Source organism: Caballeronia sp. J97, assembly GCF_905220305.1.
Taxonomy (GTDB): Bacteria; Pseudomonadota; Gammaproteobacteria; order Burkholderiales; family Burkholderiaceae; genus Caballeronia.
Window position 1 is genome coordinate 193,226 of the sequence record NZ_CAJMZL010000008.1, and the last position, 20,607, is coordinate 213,832.

At 65.2% G+C, this 20,607-nt stretch carries 17 protein-coding genes, 1 tRNA gene and 1 pseudogene; 4 read left to right on the forward strand and 15 right to left on the reverse strand.

What is annotated here, in order from left to right:
* The gene (locus U4Y90_RS14005; RefSeq protein ID WP_321795197.1) at positions 1-714 is read right to left on the reverse strand and encodes an HAD-IA family hydrolase; all 714 of its coding nucleotides are present in this window, start codon (positions 712-714) and stop codon (positions 1-3) included.
* Positions 715-786: 72 nt separating this feature from the next.
* Positions 787-1,863 (reverse strand): ABC transporter ATP-binding protein, encoded by a 1,077-nt coding sequence (locus U4Y90_RS14010; RefSeq protein WP_321795199.1) that lies wholly within the window; start codon positions 1,861-1,863, stop codon positions 787-789.
* A gap of 100 nt (positions 1,864-1,963) precedes the next feature.
* Here U4Y90_RS14010 and U4Y90_RS14015 point away from each other — a divergent pair, with 100 nt between their 5' ends.
* Positions 1,964-2,935, forward strand: a complete 972-nt coding sequence (locus U4Y90_RS14015; protein WP_321795201.1) for a LysR family transcriptional regulator — start codon at positions 1,964-1,966, stop codon at positions 2,933-2,935.
* On the opposite strand, the gene U4Y90_RS14020 is transcribed toward U4Y90_RS14015, so the two are convergent.
* From U4Y90_RS14020 to U4Y90_RS14070, 11 genes are all read right to left on the reverse strand, one after another.
* Positions 2,849-3,265, reverse strand: a complete 417-nt coding sequence (locus U4Y90_RS14020) for an AraC family transcriptional regulator (protein WP_321795203.1) — start codon at positions 3,263-3,265, stop codon at positions 2,849-2,851. The two genes, U4Y90_RS14015 and U4Y90_RS14020, sit on opposite strands and share 87 nt — an antisense overlap.
* The gene (locus tag U4Y90_RS14025) at positions 3,262-4,431 is read right to left on the reverse strand and encodes an FAD-binding oxidoreductase (protein ID WP_321795204.1); all 1,170 of its coding nucleotides are present in this window, start codon (positions 4,429-4,431) and stop codon (positions 3,262-3,264) included. The genes U4Y90_RS14020 and U4Y90_RS14025 overlap by 4 nt, the downstream gene beginning before the upstream one ends.
* Entirely contained in the window at positions 4,428-5,816 is a 1,389-nt protein-coding gene (locus U4Y90_RS14030; protein WP_321795206.1) for an NAD(P)/FAD-dependent oxidoreductase, read from the reverse strand. The genes U4Y90_RS14025 and U4Y90_RS14030 overlap by 4 nt, the downstream gene beginning before the upstream one ends.
* Positions 5,801-6,115 carry a (2Fe-2S)-binding protein gene (locus tag U4Y90_RS14035; RefSeq protein ID WP_321795207.1) on the reverse strand — a complete coding sequence of 105 codons (315 nt, stop codon included), beginning with the start codon at positions 6,113-6,115 and terminating at the stop codon, positions 5,801-5,803. The genes U4Y90_RS14030 and U4Y90_RS14035 overlap by 16 nt, the downstream gene beginning before the upstream one ends.
* Positions 6,112-7,947: an ABC transporter ATP-binding protein gene (locus U4Y90_RS14040; protein WP_321795208.1), complete on the reverse strand. Its 1,836-nt coding sequence runs from the start codon at positions 7,945-7,947 to the stop codon at positions 6,112-6,114. Before U4Y90_RS14040 ends, U4Y90_RS14035 begins: the two co-directional genes overlap by 4 nt.
* Positions 7,944-8,876: an ABC transporter permease gene (locus U4Y90_RS14045; protein WP_321795210.1), complete on the reverse strand. Its 933-nt coding sequence runs from the start codon at positions 8,874-8,876 to the stop codon at positions 7,944-7,946. The genes U4Y90_RS14040 and U4Y90_RS14045 overlap by 4 nt, the downstream gene beginning before the upstream one ends.
* On the reverse strand, positions 8,873-9,829 hold the full coding sequence (locus tag U4Y90_RS14050) for an ABC transporter permease (protein ID WP_321795212.1): 957 nt from the start codon (positions 9,827-9,829) through the stop codon (positions 8,873-8,875). Before U4Y90_RS14050 ends, U4Y90_RS14045 begins: the two co-directional genes overlap by 4 nt.
* Positions 9,830-9,910: 81 nt before the next feature.
* Positions 9,911-11,533 carry an ABC transporter substrate-binding protein gene (locus tag U4Y90_RS14055; protein ID WP_321795213.1) on the reverse strand — a complete coding sequence of 541 codons (1,623 nt, stop codon included), beginning with the start codon at positions 11,531-11,533 and terminating at the stop codon, positions 9,911-9,913.
* Between the two features lie 88 nt (positions 11,534-11,621).
* Entirely contained in the window at positions 11,622-12,896 is a 1,275-nt protein-coding gene (locus U4Y90_RS14060; RefSeq protein WP_321795214.1) for an FAD-binding oxidoreductase, read from the reverse strand.
* Positions 12,897-12,924: 28 nt separating this feature from the next.
* Positions 12,925-13,593: a haloacid dehalogenase type II gene (locus U4Y90_RS14065; RefSeq protein WP_321795215.1), complete on the reverse strand. Its 669-nt coding sequence runs from the start codon at positions 13,591-13,593 to the stop codon at positions 12,925-12,927.
* Between the two features lie 186 nt (positions 13,594-13,779).
* Entirely contained in the window at positions 13,780-15,258 is a 1,479-nt protein-coding gene (locus tag U4Y90_RS14070; RefSeq protein WP_321795254.1) for an aldehyde dehydrogenase family protein, read from the reverse strand.
* Between the two features lie 246 nt (positions 15,259-15,504).
* Here U4Y90_RS14070 and U4Y90_RS14075 point away from each other — a divergent pair, with 246 nt between their 5' ends.
* Positions 15,505-16,377 (forward strand): GNAT family N-acetyltransferase, encoded by an 873-nt coding sequence (locus tag U4Y90_RS14075; protein ID WP_321795216.1) that lies wholly within the window; start codon positions 15,505-15,507, stop codon positions 16,375-16,377.
* 285 nt (positions 16,378-16,662) lie between these two features.
* Here U4Y90_RS14075 and U4Y90_RS14080 read toward each other — a convergent pair whose 3' ends face one another.
* On the reverse strand, positions 16,663-17,865 hold the full coding sequence (locus U4Y90_RS14080) for a mechanosensitive ion channel family protein (RefSeq protein WP_321795218.1): 1,203 nt from the start codon (positions 17,863-17,865) through the stop codon (positions 16,663-16,665).
* Positions 17,866-18,063: 198 nt separating this feature from the next.
* Between U4Y90_RS14080 and U4Y90_RS14085 the strand changes: the two genes are divergently transcribed.
* A tRNA-Leu gene (locus tag U4Y90_RS14085) sits at positions 18,064-18,148 on the forward strand.
* A gap of 65 nt (positions 18,149-18,213) precedes the next feature.
* On the opposite strand, the pseudogene U4Y90_RS14090 reads toward U4Y90_RS14085, so the two are convergent.
* A pseudogene (locus tag U4Y90_RS14090) lies at positions 18,214-19,131 on the reverse strand (LysR family transcriptional regulator); the annotation flags it as partial.
* Between the two features lie 112 nt (positions 19,132-19,243).
* Between U4Y90_RS14090 and U4Y90_RS14095 the strand changes: the two are divergent.
* Positions 19,244-20,596 (forward strand): NAD(P)/FAD-dependent oxidoreductase, encoded by a 1,353-nt coding sequence (locus U4Y90_RS14095; protein ID WP_321795220.1) that lies wholly within the window; start codon positions 19,244-19,246, stop codon positions 20,594-20,596.
* Positions 20,597-20,607: the final 11 nt, after the last annotated feature.

A 20,607-nucleotide genomic window follows, 5' to 3' on the forward strand; every position in this document is an offset into this window, starting at 1 on the left:
TCAGGCGGCGGCGCGGACTTCGTCGTCGACGGCATCCGCGAGCGCGGCGAGCGTCGCGAACTTCCACGTCGGCGTCGTCACGCTCTCGGGCACGGGCGTCGCGCCGAATCCCTTCATGCCCTGACGCCGCTCGACCCAGCACGTCGCATAGCCGAGCTTCGTGGCGATGCCGATGTCGTGATACTGGCTTTGCGCCGTATGCAGGATCTCGCCGAACTTGTAGCCGAACGCGGCCTGACGTCCACGGTTATAGGCGAAGAATTGCGGATCGGGCTTCGCGACGCCGGTTTCGTCGCAGCACACGGTATCGTCGAACGGATCGCCGAGCGTATGTGCATACGCCGACAACGCGACGCGATCCGCATTGGTCATCGCAACGAGACGGAAGTGCTTGCGCAGACGCTTCAACGCCGCGACGGAATCCTCGAACGCGGGCCATTCGAGCACGTCGCGCTGAAATGCGGCGGCGGATTGCGCATCGTCGGGCAGGCCGAGTTGCTTCGCGAGATGCAGATAGACATTCGCCATCTCGTGACTCGACCGGCCCGGATACTTCGCGCGCCCGTCCATGTACGGCTCGAAGATCTGATCGTCGCTCAGGTCCTTCGCCTTCGGTCCGCCCAGCCGGCGCACGGAATCGAGCACGCCCTTTTCGAAGTTGATCAGCGTCCCGACGACATCGAACGTCAGGACCTTGAAATCGGTGAGATTCATTGCTTCATCCTTTACAGGTTGCGTATCCAGGTTTGCAGTCGAAATCGCCCGTGCACAGGCGGTAAAAGGAAATCAGGCCGACACGACGATCGTGTCCCGAGGATCGAGCGCCACGGTCATGTACGCACCCGGCGCGGGAATGCGGCTGCGCGCGTCGTGACTGCCGGGTTGCCGCAGACTGATCGCGGTGCCATCGGCGAGCGCTGCGAACACACGCAGGCTCTCGCCTTGATAAAGCACTTCGGTCACGCGGCATGAAAGGCGGTTCGCGTGCGCGTGACGATTCTCGGCGTCGATCACGAGCTTTTCGGTTTGCACCGCGAGCAAGAGCTTCTCGCCGCGCGGCAAGGGATGCGCGGTGCGCAGGACCGTATCGCCGAGACGCACGGCATCGTCGCCGGCGCGCGTGACATCGAGCATCGTCGCTTCGCCGATGAAGCTCGCGACGAACGCATCGCAAGGACGGTCGTACAGGCGCTCGGGCGTGTCGATCTGCACGAGCCTGCCGTCCTTCAGCACCGCGACGCGATCGCTCATCGTGAGCGCCTCGCGCTGATCGTGCGTCACGTTGACGATGGTCGCGCCGAGCTGACGATGCAATCGGCGCAATTCGATCTGCATGGTCTCGCGCAATTGCTTGTCGAGCGCGGAGAGCGGCTCGTCCATCAGGATCAGTTGCGGCTGAAACACCATCGCACGCGCGAGCGCCACGCGTTGCTTCTGTCCGCCGGAAAGCTGATGAATGCTGCGGCTCTCATAACCCTTGAGCTCGACCATCGCGAGCGCTTCGGCAACGCGCTTCGCCCATGTCGATTTCGGCTCGCGACGCGCACGCAGCGAGAACGCAACGTTCTCGCCCACCGTCATATGCGGAAAGAGCGCGTAGTTCTGGAACACGATGCCGATGTCGCGCTTGTGCGGCGGCGCGAATGTAATGTCACGCTCGCCGACCCACACGCTGCCCGAAGTCGGCTGAACAAAGCCGCCGAGAATGCCGAGCAGCGTCGTCTTGCCCGACCCCGAAGGCCCGAGCAGCGACACGAACTCGCCCGGCGCGATATCGAGCGATACGTCGTCGAGCGCTGTCACCGCGCCGTAGCGCTTGGTCGCGGACCTGATCGACACTCCCGTTTTAGCGCGTGCGTCCATGTCGTTCGTCTCGTCAGAAAGAGAGAGGTTGGGAAAATACTAAGTCGCGATGTTTTTGACGGCAATTCCAAAATTGTTGGATCGGGCATAACATGAAGTCATGCCAAACCTTCGCAAGAAACTGCCGAGCGCAAATGCGCTTTTCGTGTTCGAGGCGGCCGCGCGCTGCGGTAATTTCACGCGCGCCGCGCAAGAGCTGTATGTGAGTCAACCCGCCGTCAGCCGCATGCTCGCGCGCATGGAAGACCATATCGGCGTGCGGCTTTTCGAGCGCGTGCGCGGCGGCATCGAACTGACGGAAAGCGGCGAGATTCTTTATCGCAAGATTTCGGAAGGCTTCAGCGGCATCGAAAGCGCGATCCGCGAAATCGAAGCGCGCGCAACAGGCATCGAAACGGTCACGCTTTCCGTGTCCACCGGCTTCACCACGCACTGGCTCATGCCGCGCATGAGCCGCCTGAATCAGGCGTTTCCTTCCGTCGATTTGCGCTTTCAACTGATATCGGGACGCATCGGCGGACCGCTCGTCGATGTCGATCTCGGCATGCGCTTCGTGCACGACGAGGAAATCGACGAGCACGCCGTCCTCGTGATGCCCGAAACGCTTCTGCCGCTTTGCAATCCGCGCTATCACGAGCTAGCGCAAACGGAGGCGGCGCGCGCGCATGGCGATACGGTGATCGTGATGGACGACGAGGAGCGCGGCTGGCACGAGCGTTTTCATGCGTTCGCAGCAAAGGAACGCCATGCGGCGGGCATGTTGCGCTTCAACGATTACGCGATCGTCGTGCAGGCTGCGCTGCTCGGGCAAGGCATCGCGCTCGGTTGGCTGAACGTGACGTCGCATTGGCTCGCACAAGGCGCGCTCGTACCGGCCGAAGAGGAATTGATCGTCACGAGCCGGCGTTGTTGTCTGCTCACGCCGCCGAACAAACCCGTGCGGCACATCGTCGCCAGCGTGCGCGAATGGATTATTCAGGAAGCGTTAAGCGACATGCGCAGCGTCGAACGCCAATACCCGCGGCTCGGCCTGCGCGACGCGCTTCAACAGACCGGCATCGATCTCGGCTGAGCGCGCCTTCATGCGCGTGCGCTCGACAAAAGCGCTCGGCGTCATGCCGCACAGGCGCTTGAAATGCCGCGCCAGATGACTCTGATCGAAGAAGCCCACTTCCGTCGCGACGACCGATCCCGGCACGCCCGCGAGCAACAGCGTTTGCGCGCGCCGCACGCGCAGCTCGCACAGATACTTATAGGGCGAGAGACCGAATCGCTCGCGAAACACCGTCGCGAAGCGCGATACGCTCAGCGCCGAGAGATCCGCGAGTTGCGCGAGGCTCACGGTCTTGTCGAAATTGGCTTCGATATAGGCGAGCGCGTCGATCAGATTGGCTTGGCTCATGGCGAAGTCTCGGAGGTGACCGATTCCGCGTGCGTCGACGAAGCGCGCTGAAATCGTCTGATGGAAAACGATGACAGATCGATGGGCGTGCTGCCGGTATCGAGCAATTCCGCGAGCGTTTCGCCCACGCCTGGTCCGATCTGAAAACCCGATCCGCTGAAGCCGAACGCATAGAACAGGCCATCGGCTTTCGAGCTCGGGCCGATCACCGGCTCCGAATCCGGCAGATAACTTTCCACGCCGCTCCACACGCGAATCACATGCAGCGGGCGCATCGCGGGCACCATGCGGCGGAACTGCGCCATCTGCGCGACGGTGTTTTCGGGCAGGACGGATGCGCGCCGCGTGTCCGGATCGGCGGGACCGGACGGGCCGCCGCCGAGCACGATATTGCCGCGCTCGACCTGCCGGAAATAGACGCTCTCTTCCTTGATCGACGTGTACACGCCCATCGAGAACTTGAAGACGTAAGGCACGGGTTCGGTCACCGCCATTTGCGGACCGCGCGCGACGAGCGGCACGGGTTCGCCGAATTGCGTCGATAGCGTGTCGGCCCATGCGCCCGCGCAGATCAGCACTTGCTCCGCGCGATACACGTCGCCCGTTGCGCTTTCCACGCGAAAGCCGCCTGCTTCCTTCTCGACGCGCACGACTTCCGTGTTCTCGACGATGCGCGCGCCGAGCCGCGCCGCCGCGCGCCCGAACGCGGGCGCGGCGAGACGCGGGTTCGCATGACCATCGAGCGGCGAGATCGACGCCGCCAGCACATCGCGGCCGAGGAACGGCAAGCGCCGGAACATGGCCGCGCCGTCGAGCACTTCGAGATCGAGGCCGTAGGCGCGCGCATCGGCGGCATAGCGATGGAAGTATTCGGCATCGTGCGCGTGATAGCACACGCGCGTATGGCCCGATGGCAGGAACTCGATATCCTCGCCGAGCAGTTCGCGCGAATGCCGCCACGTCTGGAGCGCGCGATTCGACATCGCGAGTTGTTCGAGCGCGCGTCCTTGCCGGCGCACGCCGCCGAAATTCACGCCGCTCGCCTGCTGTCCCGTCAGCCCGCGTTCGAGCAGAATCACCGAACGCTGGCGGCGGCGCAGGAAAAGCGCAGTCGTCGTGCCGACGATGCCGCCGCCGATCACGATCACATCGGCGCGCTCGTTCATTCGCTCGTCTCCATGTCTTCGTGCGGCGCGAGCGCCATCGGCAAAGGCTTGACCGGCGCCTGCCCGCGCAGACGGCCCACTGATTCGAGCGGCACGCGCGCTTCGGCCGCGATGACCTCCGCACCCGCATGCGCGCAGAAGCGGCCCTGGCATCGGCCCATGCCGACGCGCGAAAACGCCTTCGCGCGATTCGCTTCCCGCGCGCCCATTTCGTTCACGACGCGTCTCAGCTCACCCGCCGTAATCGCTTCGCAGCGGCACACGATGGTTTCATCGGGCAAAGCGGCGGCGAGACGCGCGGGCCATGGAAATGCGGTGCGCAAGCCCGCGGCGAAGCGGGTGAAGCGGGTGAGTCGCAAACGCAGCCGCCTGGCTTCGTCTTCGTTGGGCGCGACACCGATATCCTTCAGCGCAGCCAGCGCAGCGAGACGTCCCGCGCCTTCGGCTGCATCGGCGCCGCGCACCCGCGCACCATCGCCCGCGAGATAGACGCCTTTCACGTTGCTGCGGCCGTCTTCATCGGCGATGGGGAGCCACTGTCGCAAAGCCTGATCGAAACGGAATTCACAGCCCGCGAGATCGGCGAGCTGCGTTTCCGAGCGCAGGTGATAGCCGAGCGCGACGGCATCGCACTTGATTTCGAGCATCGCGCCATCGGCTTGTCTGACGCGCACGCCTTGCACGCCATGCTCGGGCGTGCCCTGAATCTCGACCGGCGTAATCCCCCGATGAACCGGCACATGTGCATCCTTGAGCACGCGCATCAACGCGATGCCCTTCTGCAACGCCGATGGAATCGCGAGCAGTTGCGGCAACGCGCGCAGACGTTGCCCGAACGTCGATGTATCCAGCACCGCGCTCACCGTCGCGCCCGCCTTCACGTATTGCGCGGCGACGAGATAGAGCAGCGGGCCGGTGCCCATCATCGCGACGCGCGAACCGATCGCGCAGCCCTGCGATTTCAGCGCGACCTGCGCGCCGCCGAGGCTATATGCGCCCGCGTGATGCCAGCCGGGAACTGGCATCAGGCGATCGGTCGCGCCGCTGCAAACGATGAGCGCATCGAATGCGAGCTTGCGATGACGCGCGCCGCTCACCGTATGCACCGCGTTCGGCTCGATGTTCCACACGAGCGTGTCGGGCACGTAATCGATCTTCGGGCGCAATGCATCGAACGCTTCATGCAACGCGCGCGCGCGCTTCGCTTCGGTGCCGTACAAGGTCTCATACGTACGCGTGAAACCCTCCGGCTGACGACGATAGATCTGCCCGCCATCGCGTCGGCTCTCATCGATCACCACGGGACGCAAACCCGCTTCGACGAGCGCCTGCGCCGCGCGCACGCCCGCCGGACCCGCGCCGATCACGATCACGGTCGCGGCCATACGCCCTCCTGCGCTTCCGAAAGACGCGTGACGATCGACATGCCTTCGACCGCCTGCGTCGTACACGCGCGCACGCGCTCGCCGCTCTCCGTCCACACCCAGCAGTCCTGGCATGCGCCCATCACGCAGAAGCCCGCGCGGCGGCCATCGCCGAACTCCGAATCGCGCAGATCCTCCCGCGAGGTCAGCAATGCGACCATCAGCGTGTCGCCCTCGGCAGCCAGCGCGCGCTTGCCATCGATCAGGATTCCGAACGTCCTGCGATCTTTCTCCGCGACTCTCACGAAGCGCCCGCTCATGCCGTCACCGTTTCCGTCGATTGCATGCGGGCGAGATCCGCTGCGCTGTGATGACACAGAATCTGCGCGCCCGATGGCAAGGTCTTTTTCGCCGGCGGCGTCACGTTGCACTTGCCGTCGATGCGTGCGGCGCAACGCGAACGGAAGCTGCACAGCTCGCGTGCATCGCTTTCCGGACCGAGCGCGGGCAACGCGCCGAGCGCCATCGCGCGACGCGAATCGAGCCAGCCGGGACGCAACGCGGGCACCGAATCGACGAGCAAACCCGTGTACGGGTGATACGGCGGATGCGAAAGCGCATCGCGCTGGCCCGCTTCGACACACTGACCCGCGTAGAGCACGATGACTTCATCGCAGATGGCGCGCACCGTCGAGATGTCGTGGCTGATGAACATGTACGACACGTTCAACTCACGGCGCAACTCGGCAAGCAAATCGAGGATCGCCGCGCCGACGACCGTGTCGAGCGCGGACGTCACTTCATCGCAGAGAATGAGCTCGGGATTGGCCGCGAGCGCACGCGCGAGATTCACGCGCTGCTTCTGCCCACCCGACAAGCCGCCCGGCTGCCGCTTCGCGATCGAGGCCGGGAGCTTCACCAGATCGAGCAGTTCGAGCATGCGCTTTTGCGCGGCCGCGCCGCGCAGGCCGTGATAGAAGTTCATCGGCCGCGCGAGAATATCGGCGATGGTGCGGCTCGGGTTCAGCGCCGTATCCGCGTTCTGAAACACGATCTGCACGCGGCGATATTGCTCCAGCGTGCGCTCCGACAACTTCGCGGGCAAGGGCTTGCCGTCGAGCAGCACGTCGCCGTGCGCGCGATCGACGAGGCCCGCGATCACGCGCGCGAGCGTCGTCTTGCCCGAGCCCGATTCGCCGATCACGCCGAGCGTGCTGCCGCGCGCGATCTTGAGGCTCACGTCGTCGAGCACGCGCACGGCGGGCACGCCGTTCGCATCGATGCGTCCGTAGCCCGCGCTCAGATTGCGAATTTCGAGCAACGGCACTGCGCGCGCGGCATCGGCCACCGCGAGTTCGACATCGGGACGGCGCGTCGCCGCGAGCAGCTGACGCGTGTATTCGTCGGCAGGCGCATCGAGCACTTGCGCGGTCGTGCCGTTCTCGCGCACGCGCCCGCCGTTCAACACGACGATGCGGTCCGCCATCTGCGCGACCACGGCGAGATCATGCGACACATACACGGCTGTCGTGCCCAGCTCGCGCACGACGCCCTTGAATGCGGCGAGCACTTCGATCTGCGTGGTCACGTCGAGCGCGGTGGTCGGTTCGTCGAACACGACGACGGCGGGATCGGTGATCAGGGCCATCGCCGCCATCAAACGCTGCAACTGACCGCCCGACACCTGATGCGGATAGCGATCGCCGATGGTCTCGGGATTCGGCAACGCGAGCGAGCGAAACAGGCCGACTGCTTTCTGACGCGCGACGGCCGGCGTCATCAGCTTGTGCAGGAGCGCGGGCTCGGTGACCTGATCCATGATCGTGCGCGCAGGATTGAAGCCCGCCGACGCGCTCTGCGCGACATACGCGACCGTGCGGGCACGCAACGCGCGACGGCCCTTCGCATCGAGCGACAACACATTCGTGTCGCCGATCCTCACCGAGCCGCCCGCGATCGAACAGCCGCCGCGCGCATGACCGAGCAGCGCCAGCGCGATGGTCGTCTTGCCCGAGCCCGACTCGCCGATCAGCGCGAGCACTTCGCCCTTCTTCACCGTGAAGTCGACGCCCTTCACGATCTCGACGACGGGGTCCGGCGCCGCGCCCGCGACGACGCGCAAGCCTTTCACTTCGATCATGTTCGTAGTCATTGCCCGCCTCCGTGCGCGCGCGCGCCATGACGACGCAAACTGTCGATGAGCAGATTCACGCCGACGGTCAGGGTCGCGATCGCGACCGCGGGCATCAGCACCGCGGGCGCGCCTTCCGCCAGCCCGCCGATGTTCTCGCGCACGAGCGAGCCCCAGTCCGCGTTCGGCGGCTGCACGCCGAGTCCGAGAAAGCTCAGGCCCGAGAGCAGCAGCACGATGAACACGAAGCGCAGGCCGAAGTCCGCGAGCATCGGATGAATCATGTTGGGCAGCACTTCCACGCGTGCGATATAGAAGAGCTTTTCGCCGCGCGCCTTCGCCACCTGCACGTATTCGAGCGTCATGATGTTCACCGCGAGCGAGCGCGAGATGCGGAACGCGCCGGGAATGTATGCGAGCGCGGCGACCATCATCAGCATCGGAATGGACGAGCCGAATGCGGCAATCACGACCAGCGCGAGAATCTTGCTCGGGATCGAGATGAGCGCATCGAACAGACGGCTCAGCACTTCATCGACCCAGCGGCCCGACACGGCGGCCACGAGACCGAAGAACGTGCCGATGACGCTCGCCGCCACCGTTGCCGCGAGCGCGAGACCGACCGTGTACTGCGTGCCGTAAAGAATGCGGCTCAGCATGTCGCGGCCGAGATAGTCGGTGCCGAGCAGATGCGCGGCGCTATACGAGCCGAACACTTCCGTCGACGTGAACGCGCCGCCCTTGTAGGGCGCGACGACCGGCCCGATGAACGCGATCGCGAGCCAGAACACGACGATGAAGAGGCCGATCAGCCCCAGCACCGAGAAGCGGCTGACGAGGCGGCTCCACACACCGCGCTTGACGGCGACGGGCGCCTGCTCTTGCGGCGCATCGGCGGGCGGTTGATCGTATAGCACGGTGGTGGCGTGAGAAGAGACGTTCCGATTCATCGTTGACGCAGCCTCGGGTTGGAGACGATCTGAGCCAGATCGGCGATGAGCACAAGTGCGAGATATGCCGCGCAGAACACCATCACGCAGCCCTGCACGAGCGGCATGTCGCGATTGGTGACGGCATCGACCATCAGGCTCGCGAGACCGGGATAGTTGAAGATCGATTCGACGATCACCACGCCGCCGAACAGATACGACAGCGAAAGCGCGACCGCATTGGCGATCGGGCCGATGGTGTTCGGCAGCACGTGCCGCAACACCACGCGCATGGGCGAAGCGCCTTTGAGCAACGCCATCTCCACATACGATGCATTGAGCTGATCGAGCACCGCCGCGCGCGTCATGCGCGCCATCTGCGCGACAATCACGCAGCACAGCGTCATCACCGGCATCGCATACGTGCGCACGAGCGCGCCGAACGAAGAGACGTCCGACAGATACGAGAGCGCCGGCAGCCAGCGCAGCTTCACCGCGAAGATCAGCACGGCGATGGTCGCGACGAGAAACTCGGGCACCGCGACGGTCGACAGCGTGAGCACGTTGAGCGCGCGATCGACGAGCGAGCCGCGATACATCGCCGAGAGAATGCCGATCACGAGCGCGAGCGGCACGGACACGAGCGCGGTCAGTCCCGCCAGCACGAGCGAGTTCGGCAGACGCGTGGAGATCAGCTCGCTGACCGGCAGATTGTTCGACAGCGACGTGCCGAAGTTGCCCGTCACCACATGCAGGAGCCACTGGATATAACGCGTGACCGCGGGCTGGTCGAGGCCGAACTGATGCCGCAGCGCCGCCACCTGCTCGGGCGTCGCCGCCTGACCGAGCGCCTGCTGCGCGGCATCGCCCGGCAAGAGTCCGGTGATGCCGAACACCACCATCGACACGATCCACAGCGTAAGCAGCGCGAGGCCGAGGCGCGCGGCGACGAGTCGTTGCGCATGAGCTTTCATCGGATAAACGCCTCTTTTTTGAAGGGTTGAAATCGTGCGCCGCGCTCGTGGCCGCGGCGCACGCCCGCTGCTAGCGCACGCTCATGCTTCGAGCCACACGTTCTCCGCGAACATCCAGCCCATCAGGCCCGCGAGCGGGATGCCGCCCAGGCCCTTCAGCTTCGACGTATGGGCGTCGAGCGAGCTCTGGAACATCGGAATGCCGATGCCGCCATCCGTGTGCACGAGCTCCTGCATGTCGCCGTAGATCTTCTTGCGCTTCGCGTCGTCCGGTTCGCCACGCGCGGCGACGAGCATCTGGTCGAATTGCGCGCTCTTCCAGTTCGCTTCGTTCCACGGTGCATCGGACTTGAAGAACTGCGTGAAGATCACGTCCGCGCTCGGGCGCGCATTGATGTTGCCGAAGCCGAGCGGATGCTTCATCCAGTGATTCGACCAGTAGCCGTCCGACGGCACGCGCACCACCTGCAGATTGATGCCCGCCTGCGGCGCGACCTGCTGCATCAGCACGGCCATTTCGACGGAGCCTTCCGCCGCCGGCGATGCGTACAGTTGAATCGGCGTGCTGCCGAGCTTCGCCTTCTGAAAGTGGAACTTGGCCTTGTCGGGATCGAAGCCGCGTTGCGGCAGGCCCGACATGTAGTACTTGTTGCTCGGATCGATCGGCTGATCGTTGCCGATCGCGCCATAGCCGCGGAAGATCGTCTTGCGCATCTGCTCGCGATCCATCAGGTACATCATGCCGCGGCGGAAATCCGCATTGCCGGTGATGCCGCCATCGTCGCGCATGATGAGATCGGTGTACTGGCCCGTCTTCGTTTCCAGCACGTTGAAGCCCGGCGTGCCCTTGATGCGCTCGGTCGACCGCGCGCTCACCGCGTTGATGAGCTGCACGTCGCCGGACATGAGCGCATTCACGCGCGCGGGCTCGTCCGCGATGCCGATCAGCTCCACTTCGTCCAGGTGCGGCATGCCCGGCTTCCAGTACTTCTCGTTGCGCACGCCGACGGTACGCACGCCCGGCGCGAATTCCTTCAGCTTGAAGGGGCCCGTGCCGACCGCCGTCTTGAAGTCCGTCGTGCCGTCCTTGATGATGAGGAAGTGCGAGTCCGCCAGAATGACCGGCAGATCCGCGTTCGCGCCCGTCAGCGTGATCGTGAGCTCGTTCGGTCCGGTCGCCTTGATCTCCTTGAACTGATCGGCGAGCGTCTTCGCCTTCGAGCCGACCGCCGGGTCCTTGTGGCGCATCAGCGAATAGATGACGTCCTGCGGCGCGAGCGACTTGCCGTCGTGGAACTGGACGCCGCTGCGCAGCTTCACGACCCACACGGTCGCGTCTTTCGTTTCGAGCGATTCGGCGAGCGCCATCTTCGCGCCGAGGTGACTGTCGAGCTCGGTCAGGCCGCTGTAGAACATGAAGGCACGCGCATAGTCGGTGCCGAGCGCGCCCTTGGCGGGATCGAGCGTATCGGCGGCGGACGACGACTGCGTCGCCACGCGGATGCGTCCACCCTGCTTCGGCTTGTCCTGCGCAAACGCCGCACCGCTCGCGGTGAGGAGCCCCGCGCCCGTCACCGACAGCAGTCCGCCCGCGGCCATCGCGCGAAGGACGTTGCGCCGCGACGCGCCGCGGCGCGTCAGTTCTTCGAGCCGTTTGCCGGCATCGGCATGGGCAAGTGCTTCAGGCGATTGGTCGATGCTCATGAACTTCTCCGCGATAGGGGCTGTGAATGTCCGGCGGCTTGCTCATTGGATGAAGGCCGCCTGTCTTTGCTTCGGATGCTTCGATGCTTCAATAGAACACGTCTTTGATCGAGTAATACGCGCCGACGAGCGGCAGAAACCACGGCTTGCCCGTATGGCCCGGAATCGCGGGCCAGTCGAAATCGCGCCACGGGTTCGCATCGGCGTGGCCGTCCATCACGTCGGCCATGATCTGGCCCATGTGCGTCGCCATCTGCGTGCCGTGGCCGCTGTAGCCCATCGAGAAATAGATGCCGTCGTGCTGGCCCGCGCGCGGCAAGCGATCCGCAGTGATATCGACGAGACCGCCCCAGCAATAGTCGATGCGCGCATCGGCCAGGCTCGGGAAAATCGCTGCGAGATTGGCTTGCAGAATGCGTCCGCTCTTCGCATCCGACGGGCGCTCCGATGCGGTGAAGCGCGCGCGTCCGCCGAGCAGCAAACGTGAATCGGGCGTCACGCGAAAGTAGTTGTGCATCAGGCGGCTCGTCGTGTACGAGCGCCGGTTCGGCAAGAGTGCTTGCAGCCGGTCCGCGGGCAGCGGCTCGGTCACGACGATGAACGAGCCGACCGGCGCGAGCCTGCGCCGATACCACGCGAACGGGCCGTGCTTCGACGGTCCCGTCGCGATCAGCACCTGCTTCGCGCGCAACGTGCCGCGCTTCGAGTCGATTCGATACGCGCCGCCCTCCTTTGTGATCGCCGTGACTTCGGCATGCTCGTAGAGACGCGCGCCGTGCCTGACGGCGGCATCGGACAGTCCGGCGGCGAACTTGCCCATGTGCATCTGCCCGCCGTGGCGCTGCAGCAGACCGCCGTGAAAGGCATCCGATTGCACTTCATCGCGGACCTGCCCGCGATCGAGCAGCTCGATGTCCGGATCGACTTCGCGCCGGATCAGCTCGGCGGTCGTCGCGATATGGTCGAGATGATGCGGCTTCGCGGCGAGCTTCAGCTTGCCCGACGCGAGATAGTCGCAATCGATGTTTTCCTCGCGGATCAATCGCTCGACCGTGCTCACCGCGGCCGCATACGCGCGATAGCAGCCCTGCGCGCGCTCGACGCCGAGTTGCGCACGCAGCGCCGCGTAGTCCTGCGCGACGCCCGTGTTGCACTGGCCGCCGTTGCGCCCCGACGCGCCGCCGCCCATGCGTCCGGCATCGAGCACGGCGACCGACGCGCCGCGTTTGCCCAATGCGAGCGCCGCTGACAAACCCGTGAACCCGCCACCGATCACGGCGACATCGGCCTGACCATCGGCCGGGCCTTCGCACGTCGAGACGATCGCGGGCGCGGTGTCGAGCCAGTAGGAGTCGAGTTTCATCGGCATTGCTCGCGTGAGGTGGCTTCGATTACAGACCGAGTTGGCCGGCGAGATCGCCGATGGTGTCCACTTCGTAATACTCGTAGTACGGCGTGCCCGGCTCGTGGCCGCGCTTGACGAACGCCTTGTGCTTGATGCCCATGTCGTGCGCGGTCATCAGGTCGTAGCGCAGGCTCGACGAAACATGCAGCACGTCTTCCGGATTGCAGTTCAACTGGTCGAACATGTACTCGAAGCCCTGCATGCGCGGCTTGTACGACTGCGCCTGCTGCGCCGTGAACACGCGATGGAACGGCGCGCCGAGCTTGTCGACGTTGCTCTGGATCTGATCGTTCGATGCGTTCGACAGAATCACGAGCTTGTACTTCTTCGCGAGACGCGAGAGGCCTTCCGGCACGTCCGGATGCGGGCCCCAGGTCGGCACCGCGAGGTAGTACTGTTCGGCTTCCGCTTCGTTGAATTCGACGTTCATGCGCGCGCACGCGCGGCGCACCGAATTGACGATCACGTCGCGATACGGCTTCCATGCGCCGAGCACTTCGTCGCGGCGATAGCCCGCGAAGAACTTGACGAACTGCTCGAGGTCGTCGCCTTGCAGGCGGTCGGCGTACATCTCGCGGGCCATGTCGGCCATGCGGAATTTCGTCAGCGTGCCGTAGCAGTCGAACGTGATGTACTTCGGCTCGAAATCGATCATGGTGTCAGTCCTGTCGTGTAGGGGTGAAAACAAGGAACAGCGTTGCGTTGAGAAAATTTAAACAAGGCAAAAATGACTGATGGCGTTGAATGCGTGCCTCGCGACGACACAAGTGATGCGTTTTCATCCTCCGCCACAGCACAAAATGCGGTGTGCTTCTGGAACGATCGTGCGTGTTTGCGCGCCTCAGCCTTCCGTGTCGATGAGCACGCTCTTGAAGCGCAGATTCGCTTCATATGCCTGCCGCCCGAGATCCTTGCCGATGCCCGAGCGCTTGTAGCCGCCCGTGGGAATCACGAAGTCGCTCGTGCGGCCATAGCGGTTGACCCATACGGTGCCCGCTTCGATGCCGCGCACCATGCGCAATGCGCGGCCGATATCCGCGGTGTGCACGCCCGCCGCGAGCCCGTAGTCGGGATGCGCCGCGAGTTCGAGGGCTTCTTCTTCCGTGTCGAACGACTGCACGGTGAGCACCGGACCGAAGATTTCATTGCGCACGGCGTCGCTTTCCTGCGTGACGTCGCACAACAGGGTCGGTGAATAGAACGCGCCGGGCGTCGCGGCGTCCGCGCGCCTGCCGCCGCAACGCAGGGTCGCGCCCTGCGCGATGCTGCGCTGAACGATCGCGTCGATGCGCTGCGCCTGCGGCTCGGAGATGATCGGCGGCAAGGTCGTGCCCGCCGCCCATGTCGCGCCCGCCTTGGGTTCGCCGAATGCTTGCGCGATGCGATCGGTCAGTTCTTCGGCGATAGCGCGTTGCACGAGCAGCCGCGAGCCCGCGACGCACACCTGCCCCGCGTTCCCCGTGATCGCACCCGCGATGCGCCGCGCCACTTCATCGATGCGCGGTGCATCGGCGAAGACGATCTGCGGGCTCTTTCCGCCCAGCTCCAGCGTGACCGGCTTCGTGCCGCTTTCCGCGCACGCAGCCATGATTGCGGCGCCGGTGCGCGTCGAGCCGGTGAACGTGACCTTGCCGATGCGCGGATGCCGCACGAGCGCGTCGCCGGTCGTGCGCCCGTCGCCCTGAACGACATTGAAGATGCCCGGCGGCACGCCCGCTTCGAGCGCGAGCTCGGCGAGGCGCAATGCGCTGAACGGCGTCATCTCCGAGGGCTTGAGCACGACCGCGTTGCCCGCCGCGAGCGCCGGCGCTGTCTTCCACACGCCCATCACGAGCGGGAAGTTCCACGGGGCGATCGCGCCGATCACGCCGTACGGCTCGGCGATCGTCATGCCGAGATGCCGATGATCCGTCGCCGCGACATCGCCGCCGATCTTGTCGGCCAGCTCCGCATAGAAGCGGATGCTCTCGGCGGTGAACGGCACATCCCAGTGGTACGCATCGCGCACGGGACGCGTCGAGCCGATGCTTTCGAGCGGCGCAAGCGTGGCCGCGTCGGCGGCGACGAGATCGGCGAACTTGCGCAGCACGCGTGCGCGCTCGCGCGGCGCGCGGCGGGCCCAATCGCTCTTTTTGAACGCGCTGTACGCGTTCTGCACGGCGTAGTCGATCATCGCGTCATCGGCGACGGGCACCGATGCATACGCGACGCCATCCGACGGGCGCGCCACGTCGATACGCGACGCGCCCGCGTCGATCAATTCGCCGCCGATGAAATGCCCGCTCCTGATGACGATGCTGGCAGGATCGAACCGGTCCATATGCGTGAGCCCTCCTCCGGAATGTTGCGTTGACATGGCTTCATCGTAGGACCAGAGCGCCGGCATATTTCGCCGACAAAATTGCCGATTCAGCACGGCGCGCGCGTTCTTGCCGCGATAACCCGCGGTTTTGCGTTGCACCACGCGCGTGCGCCGCGCATCGCGCGGGGCAGGAAGATCGTCCTAGCCATGTGCGCGCTGCAATGTCACAGTCACGGTAAATGTCTTCAAAGTGAGGAGGCCGGCGTGCCCCGCTCGAACAACAACGACCTGATCGAATACCGGGCTTTCACGCTCGACGACATCCCCGCGGCGCACGCGTTGTCGGCGTCCGTCAAATGGCGGCATCGCGCGGACGACTGGCGCTTCGCTGCGCGTCTGGGCAACGGCTTCGCCGCCGTCGACAGCCAGGGCGCGCTCGTCGGCACGGCGCTCGCATTTCAGTTCGGCGCGGATGCGGCGACGCTCGGCATGTTCATCGTGTCGCCCGAGCATCAGCGGCGCGGCATCGGGCGCGGCCTGCTGGACCGGCTGATGACGAAGCTCGGCCCGCGCATGCTGCTGATCCATGCATCGAACGAAGGCAAGCCCTTGTGCGAGGCACGCGACTTCGAATCCATCGGCACCATTCATCAACATCAGGGCGCGGCGTTTCAGCCGCCGCTCGTCTCGTTGCCGCCCGGCGAGCGCCTGCGTCCGATCGGCGCGAAGGACACGCCGCGACTCGCCGCGCTAGCCTCGCGTGCGAGCGGACTCGACCGCACGGCGCTACTGCCGCCATTGCTCGAGGTCGCGAGCGGCATCGCACTCGACCGCGATGGCGAACTGATCGGCTTCGCACTGTTCCGGCGTTTCGGCGACGGCCATGTGATCGGCCCGGTGATCGCGCCCGAATCGCCCGACCAGAGCCGCGCCAAGGCGTTGATCAGCTATTGGCTCGCGTTGAACGCGGGCATGTTCGTGCGCGTCGACACGCCGTTGCGATACGGGCTTTCCGCGTGGCTCGAAGGGCTCGGGCTGCCGCTCGTCGATACCATCGAGCAGATGGCGGCCAACGGCGTGCCCTCCGCCGATGCAACGCTCACGCAATTCGCGCTGACGAGCCAGGCAGTGTGGTGAGCTGCGGTGTGATGACCGGTCGTCACGCCTTCGCGAGCCACGCGAACTCGTCGGGCGCGGCATGATCTAGCCGTACGTCATCGGGTACTTGATCCGGTACGTGGTCGAGTAACCGTCGGCGGCCACGCGGCGCACGTCGATATCGACGCCCGCCTGCTTCGCGGCCTGCCGGTTCATCATTGCGGAATCGAGCTTCCGGAACCTCGGATTGCGCGCGCCGATGCAGCGTTGCGCCGGCGTGAACCTCTCGCGCGTGAACGGACCCGTGCCGTTGCCCCTGGAGAATCACGAGGCCGTCGACGCTGAACGCTCGCGCTGCCAGCAGCGCAGGCCGAACAGCGGCACGACGCCATAGGCGTGATCGAGCATGTCCGACAACAGACTCTCGTAGCGCTCCCAGCGTATCTCGTCGACGAAGACGCAGATCTCCAGCGCGACCACGGCCGTCGTGGACTGCACGTGGCGGATCACGAGCGGCATGTCGAGGCGCACCGCCGGATGCTCGCGGAAATACCCGCTGAGATAGACACGATATAGACCGAGGTTCGTGCGGCGCTCGCCGCCGGGCGTGACGAGCGGCCGTTCGATCGCTTCCTGCAGCCGCGCGAGCAAGGCATCGTCGGGATAGCGGATGGTGTCCACGTCGAAGTGAATCGCGTGACGCAGGCGTCGCGCGCCCGAGGCGATCATGCCGCGCCAGTTCCTCACGCTGTTCGTGAGGAGAAGCTGGCTCGGCAACATCACGATCGTGTTATCGAAGTTGCGCACCTTGATCGTGTTCAATGCGATATCGATCACGATGCCATCGGCGACATAGCCCGGCACCTCGATCCAGTCGCCCACGCGCAGCATGTCGTAGGCCGCGAGTTGAATGCTCGCGACGAAGCCGAGCAGCGAGTCGCGAAAGATGATGATGAGCAGCGCCGTGACGGCGGACAGTCCCGTGAGCAGATAGACCGGCGAACGCTCCATGATCAGCGAGACCACCGCGATCAGCGCGACCAGATACACGACGATGGTCGCGATCTGCAGAAAGCTCTTGATCGGCCGCTCGCTCGCGGACGGAAAGTGGCTGTAGCGCTCGTCGATGCTGTCGCGCAATGCGAGCGCCGCGCGCACGAGCGTGTACACCATGTAGCAGGCTGCGAGAATGGCGAGCGGCTTGCCGAGCGCCGGGATGATCGGAAACGTGAGGCCGGTGAGCATCGGCGCCGACGCATAGACGATCGCCGCGGGCACGAGCGGCGCGAGCCGGTGAAACACCCGGTGACGCTCCGCCGCGATCAGCCACTTGCGCCCTTCCTTGCGCGCGAGGCGGCTGACGATCAACAGCATGATCGAGCGCGTCAAGTAATAGCAGACGACGCTCGCGAGCAGAATCCCCAGCAGCATGGCAGCGACCAGCAGGGTCGCGACGAGCCAGCTCTCGGTGGCGACGTGGACTTGCCAGTCTGGTCCCACTTCGATACGCAAGGTATTGCCGAACATGGACGCTCCCGTCATGGGCGAACCGATGTGATTGTTCAGGCGAATCGGACGTGACACTTGCTCTGCCGGTTATTGTAGTAGCGTCGAACTTCGGCACCGCGCTTCGCTATCGGATTGCGCTCGCGTCATGCCGATGCAGATGCGATGGATGAAGGCCCTTCGCATTCCACGATTTTCCCGCTACAATTCGGTCCCCTTGCCCAGGTGGCGGAATTGGTAGACGCACTATCTTGAGGGGGTAGCGCCGCGAGGCGTGCGGGTTCGAGTCCCGCCCTGGGCACCAGCCGCATTTGTATCGGCTTCCGTCTTCTTCTGTTCCCTGCGCCCCGAACGTGGCTTGTGCATCTCCGGCGGCGCGGTCAGGCCCGCCACGGCCGCTCCCGACTGAATCAGAAACTCCCTGAACGCATTGGCGACCTGAGGCAGACGCCGCTCCGACATATGCACGACATGCCATGCCCGCTCGATCGGCGTCGCCGGCACGGGCAGCGTCGCGAGCAGGCCCGCCTGCATTTCGAGCGCGCACGCGTGCAGCGAAAGAAACGCAACGCCGAGCCCCGCTTCGACGAGCTGCTTGATCGCCTCGTTGCTCGATAGCTCCGATGCGGCATGCAGCTTCAGCCCCGCTTCCTTGAACAAGCCCTCGATCGCGACCCGCGTGCCCGAGCCGCGCTCCCTGACGAGCAGATTCGCCGATTCGAGATCGGGCAGGCTCAAGCGCTTCGCGTGCATCAGCGGATGCGACGGCGCGGCCACGAACGCCATCGGATGCTTCGCGAATGCCGCGGCGCTCGTGCGCAACTCGCGCGGTTGACGCCCCATGATCGCGAGATCGATTTCATTCGTCGCGAGCATGCGCACGATGTCATCGCGATTGCCGATGCGAAACTGCAGCTTCACGCCGGGCCGATCCTTCGTGAAGCGCACCAGCAGCGGCGGCACGAGATACTCCGCCGTCGTGATCGCGCCGATGCGCAAGGTGCCGCCCAACTCGCCGCGCAACGCCGCCACCTCTTCGCCGGCTTCATTCCAGAGGCTCAGGATTTCGTTCGCATAACGCGCCATCACTTCGCCCGCGGCGGTGAGCTGCACTTCGCGCCCTACTCTGCGCAGAAGCGGCGTGCCCGCCGCCTCGCCGAGCAGCGAGATCTGCAGCGACACCGCCGGCTGCGTGAGATGCAGTTCATCGGCGGCGCCCGAGATGCTGCCCACGCGCGCCACGGTCTGCAGCGTGCGCAATTGCCGGAAGGTCGTCGTTTTTAACATTAGTGAAAACTTATGAGTCGGCGATAAATACTAAATAGCGCAAATGTTTTCGCGACCTTATATTTTTTCCAACGAGGTCGTCAAGCATTCGAACTGCACTTCCGGGAGAGCCATGATGTTGAATCCTTACGCACGACACCAGGTCGATTCGCCCCATCGCATCGTCATCGTGGGCGGCGGCGCCGCGGGTCTGGAACTCGCGACGCGTCTCGGCAATGGCGCCGGCAAGCGCAAGCGCGCCGAAGTGATCCTCGTCGATCGCTTTCCGACGCACTTCTGGAAACCGCTTCTGCACGAAGTCGCTTCGGGCCAGATCGATGCGTCGAGCCATCAGATCGATTACGCCGCGCACGCGAAGTGGAATCACTTTCGCTTCGAACAAGGCGCGCTCACGAACATCGATCGCGGCAGGCGCGAGATCGTCATAGACGAGACGACCGATATCGACGGCCGTCCTGTTCTGCCGAAGCGAACGCTCGCATTCGATACGCTCGTGCTCGCGCTCGGCAGCGTGACGAACTTCTTTTCGATTCCGGGCGCGGAACAGCATGCGCTGACGCTGGAGACCGTCGAGCAGGCGGACGCATTCAGGCGGCGTCTGCTGTCGAGTCTGCTGCGCGCGAGTCATGCACGGCAGGCGACGCCCGGCGCGGCCAGGACGCCGGTTTCAGTGACGGTGATCGGCGGCGGCGCGACGGGCGTCGAGCTGGCCGCCGCACTGCGCGGTTCGGCCGAGATGCTGCGCGACTATCACCTTGCGTCGCTCAATCCGGCCAGCGATATCCGCATTCGTCTGCTCGAAGGCGCGCCGCGCGTGCTGCCCGCGCTGCCCGAGCGCATCTCGGCGCGCGCTCAGGATGTGCTCGCGGGGCTCGGCGTCGAGCTTCGTCTCGGTTGCCGCGTGCGTTCCGTCGACGCGAACGCCGTATCGACCGCGGACGGCGAGACGCTCGAGAGCGATATCACGATCTGGGCCGCGGGCGTGGAAGGACCGCCCGTGCTGCGCACGCTCGAAGGATTGCCGTTGAACCGGCTCGGACAGGTGATCGTCGACGCGACGCTGCAAATCGAGCCCGGCTCCGGCATCTACGCTATGGGCGACTGCGCCGCGTGCGCGGCGTCGAAGGGCGATGCGCTGGTGCCGCCGCGCGCGCAGGCGGCGTGGCAGCAGGCCGTCTATCTCGCCGATGCCCTCGCGCGCCGACTCGACGATCGCGCCGTCGCGCATTTCGCATACCGCGATCAGGGCACGCTGATCTCGTTCGGACGCGCGGGTGCGGCGGGCGCGCTGATGAGCGAACTGCTACGCCGGCCGCTCTTCATCGACGGATGGTTCGCGGCGTCGTGCTACCGGCATCTCTATCGCCGGCACATCATGGGCCTCACGGGCGTCAAGCGCGCGGTGATGTACGCGGCGAGCCAATGGCTGCGTGAACGCGTGCGCCCCACGGTGAAGCTGAACTGACGCCCCGGTGC

Coding starts and splice junctions, on each gene's coding strand:
- U4Y90_RS14005 (WP_321795197.1), bottom strand. CDS start 714: ATGAATCTCACCGATTTCAAGGTCCTGACGTTCGATGTCGTCGGGACG.
- U4Y90_RS14010 (WP_321795199.1), bottom strand. CDS start 1,863: ATGGACGCACGCGCTAAAACGGGAGTGTCGATCAGGTCCGCGACCAAG.
- U4Y90_RS14015 (WP_321795201.1), top strand. CDS start 1,964: ATGCCAAACCTTCGCAAGAAACTGCCGAGCGCAAATGCGCTTTTCGTG.
- U4Y90_RS14020 (WP_321795203.1), bottom strand. CDS start 3,265: ATGAGCCAAGCCAATCTGATCGACGCGCTCGCCTATATCGAAGCCAAT.
- U4Y90_RS14025 (WP_321795204.1), bottom strand. CDS start 4,431: ATGAACGAGCGCGCCGATGTGATCGTGATCGGCGGCGGCATCGTCGGC.
- U4Y90_RS14030 (WP_321795206.1), bottom strand. CDS start 5,816: ATGGCCGCGACCGTGATCGTGATCGGCGCGGGTCCGGCGGGCGTGCGC.
- U4Y90_RS14035 (WP_321795207.1), bottom strand. CDS start 6,115: ATGAGCGGGCGCTTCGTGAGAGTCGCGGAGAAAGATCGCAGGACGTTC.
- U4Y90_RS14040 (WP_321795208.1), bottom strand. CDS start 7,947: ATGACTACGAACATGATCGAAGTGAAAGGCTTGCGCGTCGTCGCGGGC.
- U4Y90_RS14045 (WP_321795210.1), bottom strand. CDS start 8,876: ATGAATCGGAACGTCTCTTCTCACGCCACCACCGTGCTATACGATCAA.
- U4Y90_RS14050 (WP_321795212.1), bottom strand. CDS start 9,829: ATGAAAGCTCATGCGCAACGACTCGTCGCCGCGCGCCTCGGCCTCGCG.
- U4Y90_RS14055 (WP_321795213.1), bottom strand. CDS start 11,533: ATGAGCATCGACCAATCGCCTGAAGCACTTGCCCATGCCGATGCCGGC.
- U4Y90_RS14060 (WP_321795214.1), bottom strand. CDS start 12,896: ATGAAACTCGACTCCTACTGGCTCGACACCGCGCCCGCGATCGTCTCG.
- U4Y90_RS14065 (WP_321795215.1), bottom strand. CDS start 13,593: ATGATCGATTTCGAGCCGAAGTACATCACGTTCGACTGCTACGGCACG.
- U4Y90_RS14070 (WP_321795254.1), bottom strand. CDS start 15,258: ATGGACCGGTTCGATCCTGCCAGCATCGTCATCAGGAGCGGGCATTTC.
- U4Y90_RS14080 (WP_321795218.1), bottom strand. CDS start 17,865: ATGTTCGGCAATACCTTGCGTATCGAAGTGGGACCAGACTGGCAAGTC.
- U4Y90_RS14095 (WP_321795220.1), top strand. CDS start 19,244: ATGATGTTGAATCCTTACGCACGACACCAGGTCGATTCGCCCCATCGC.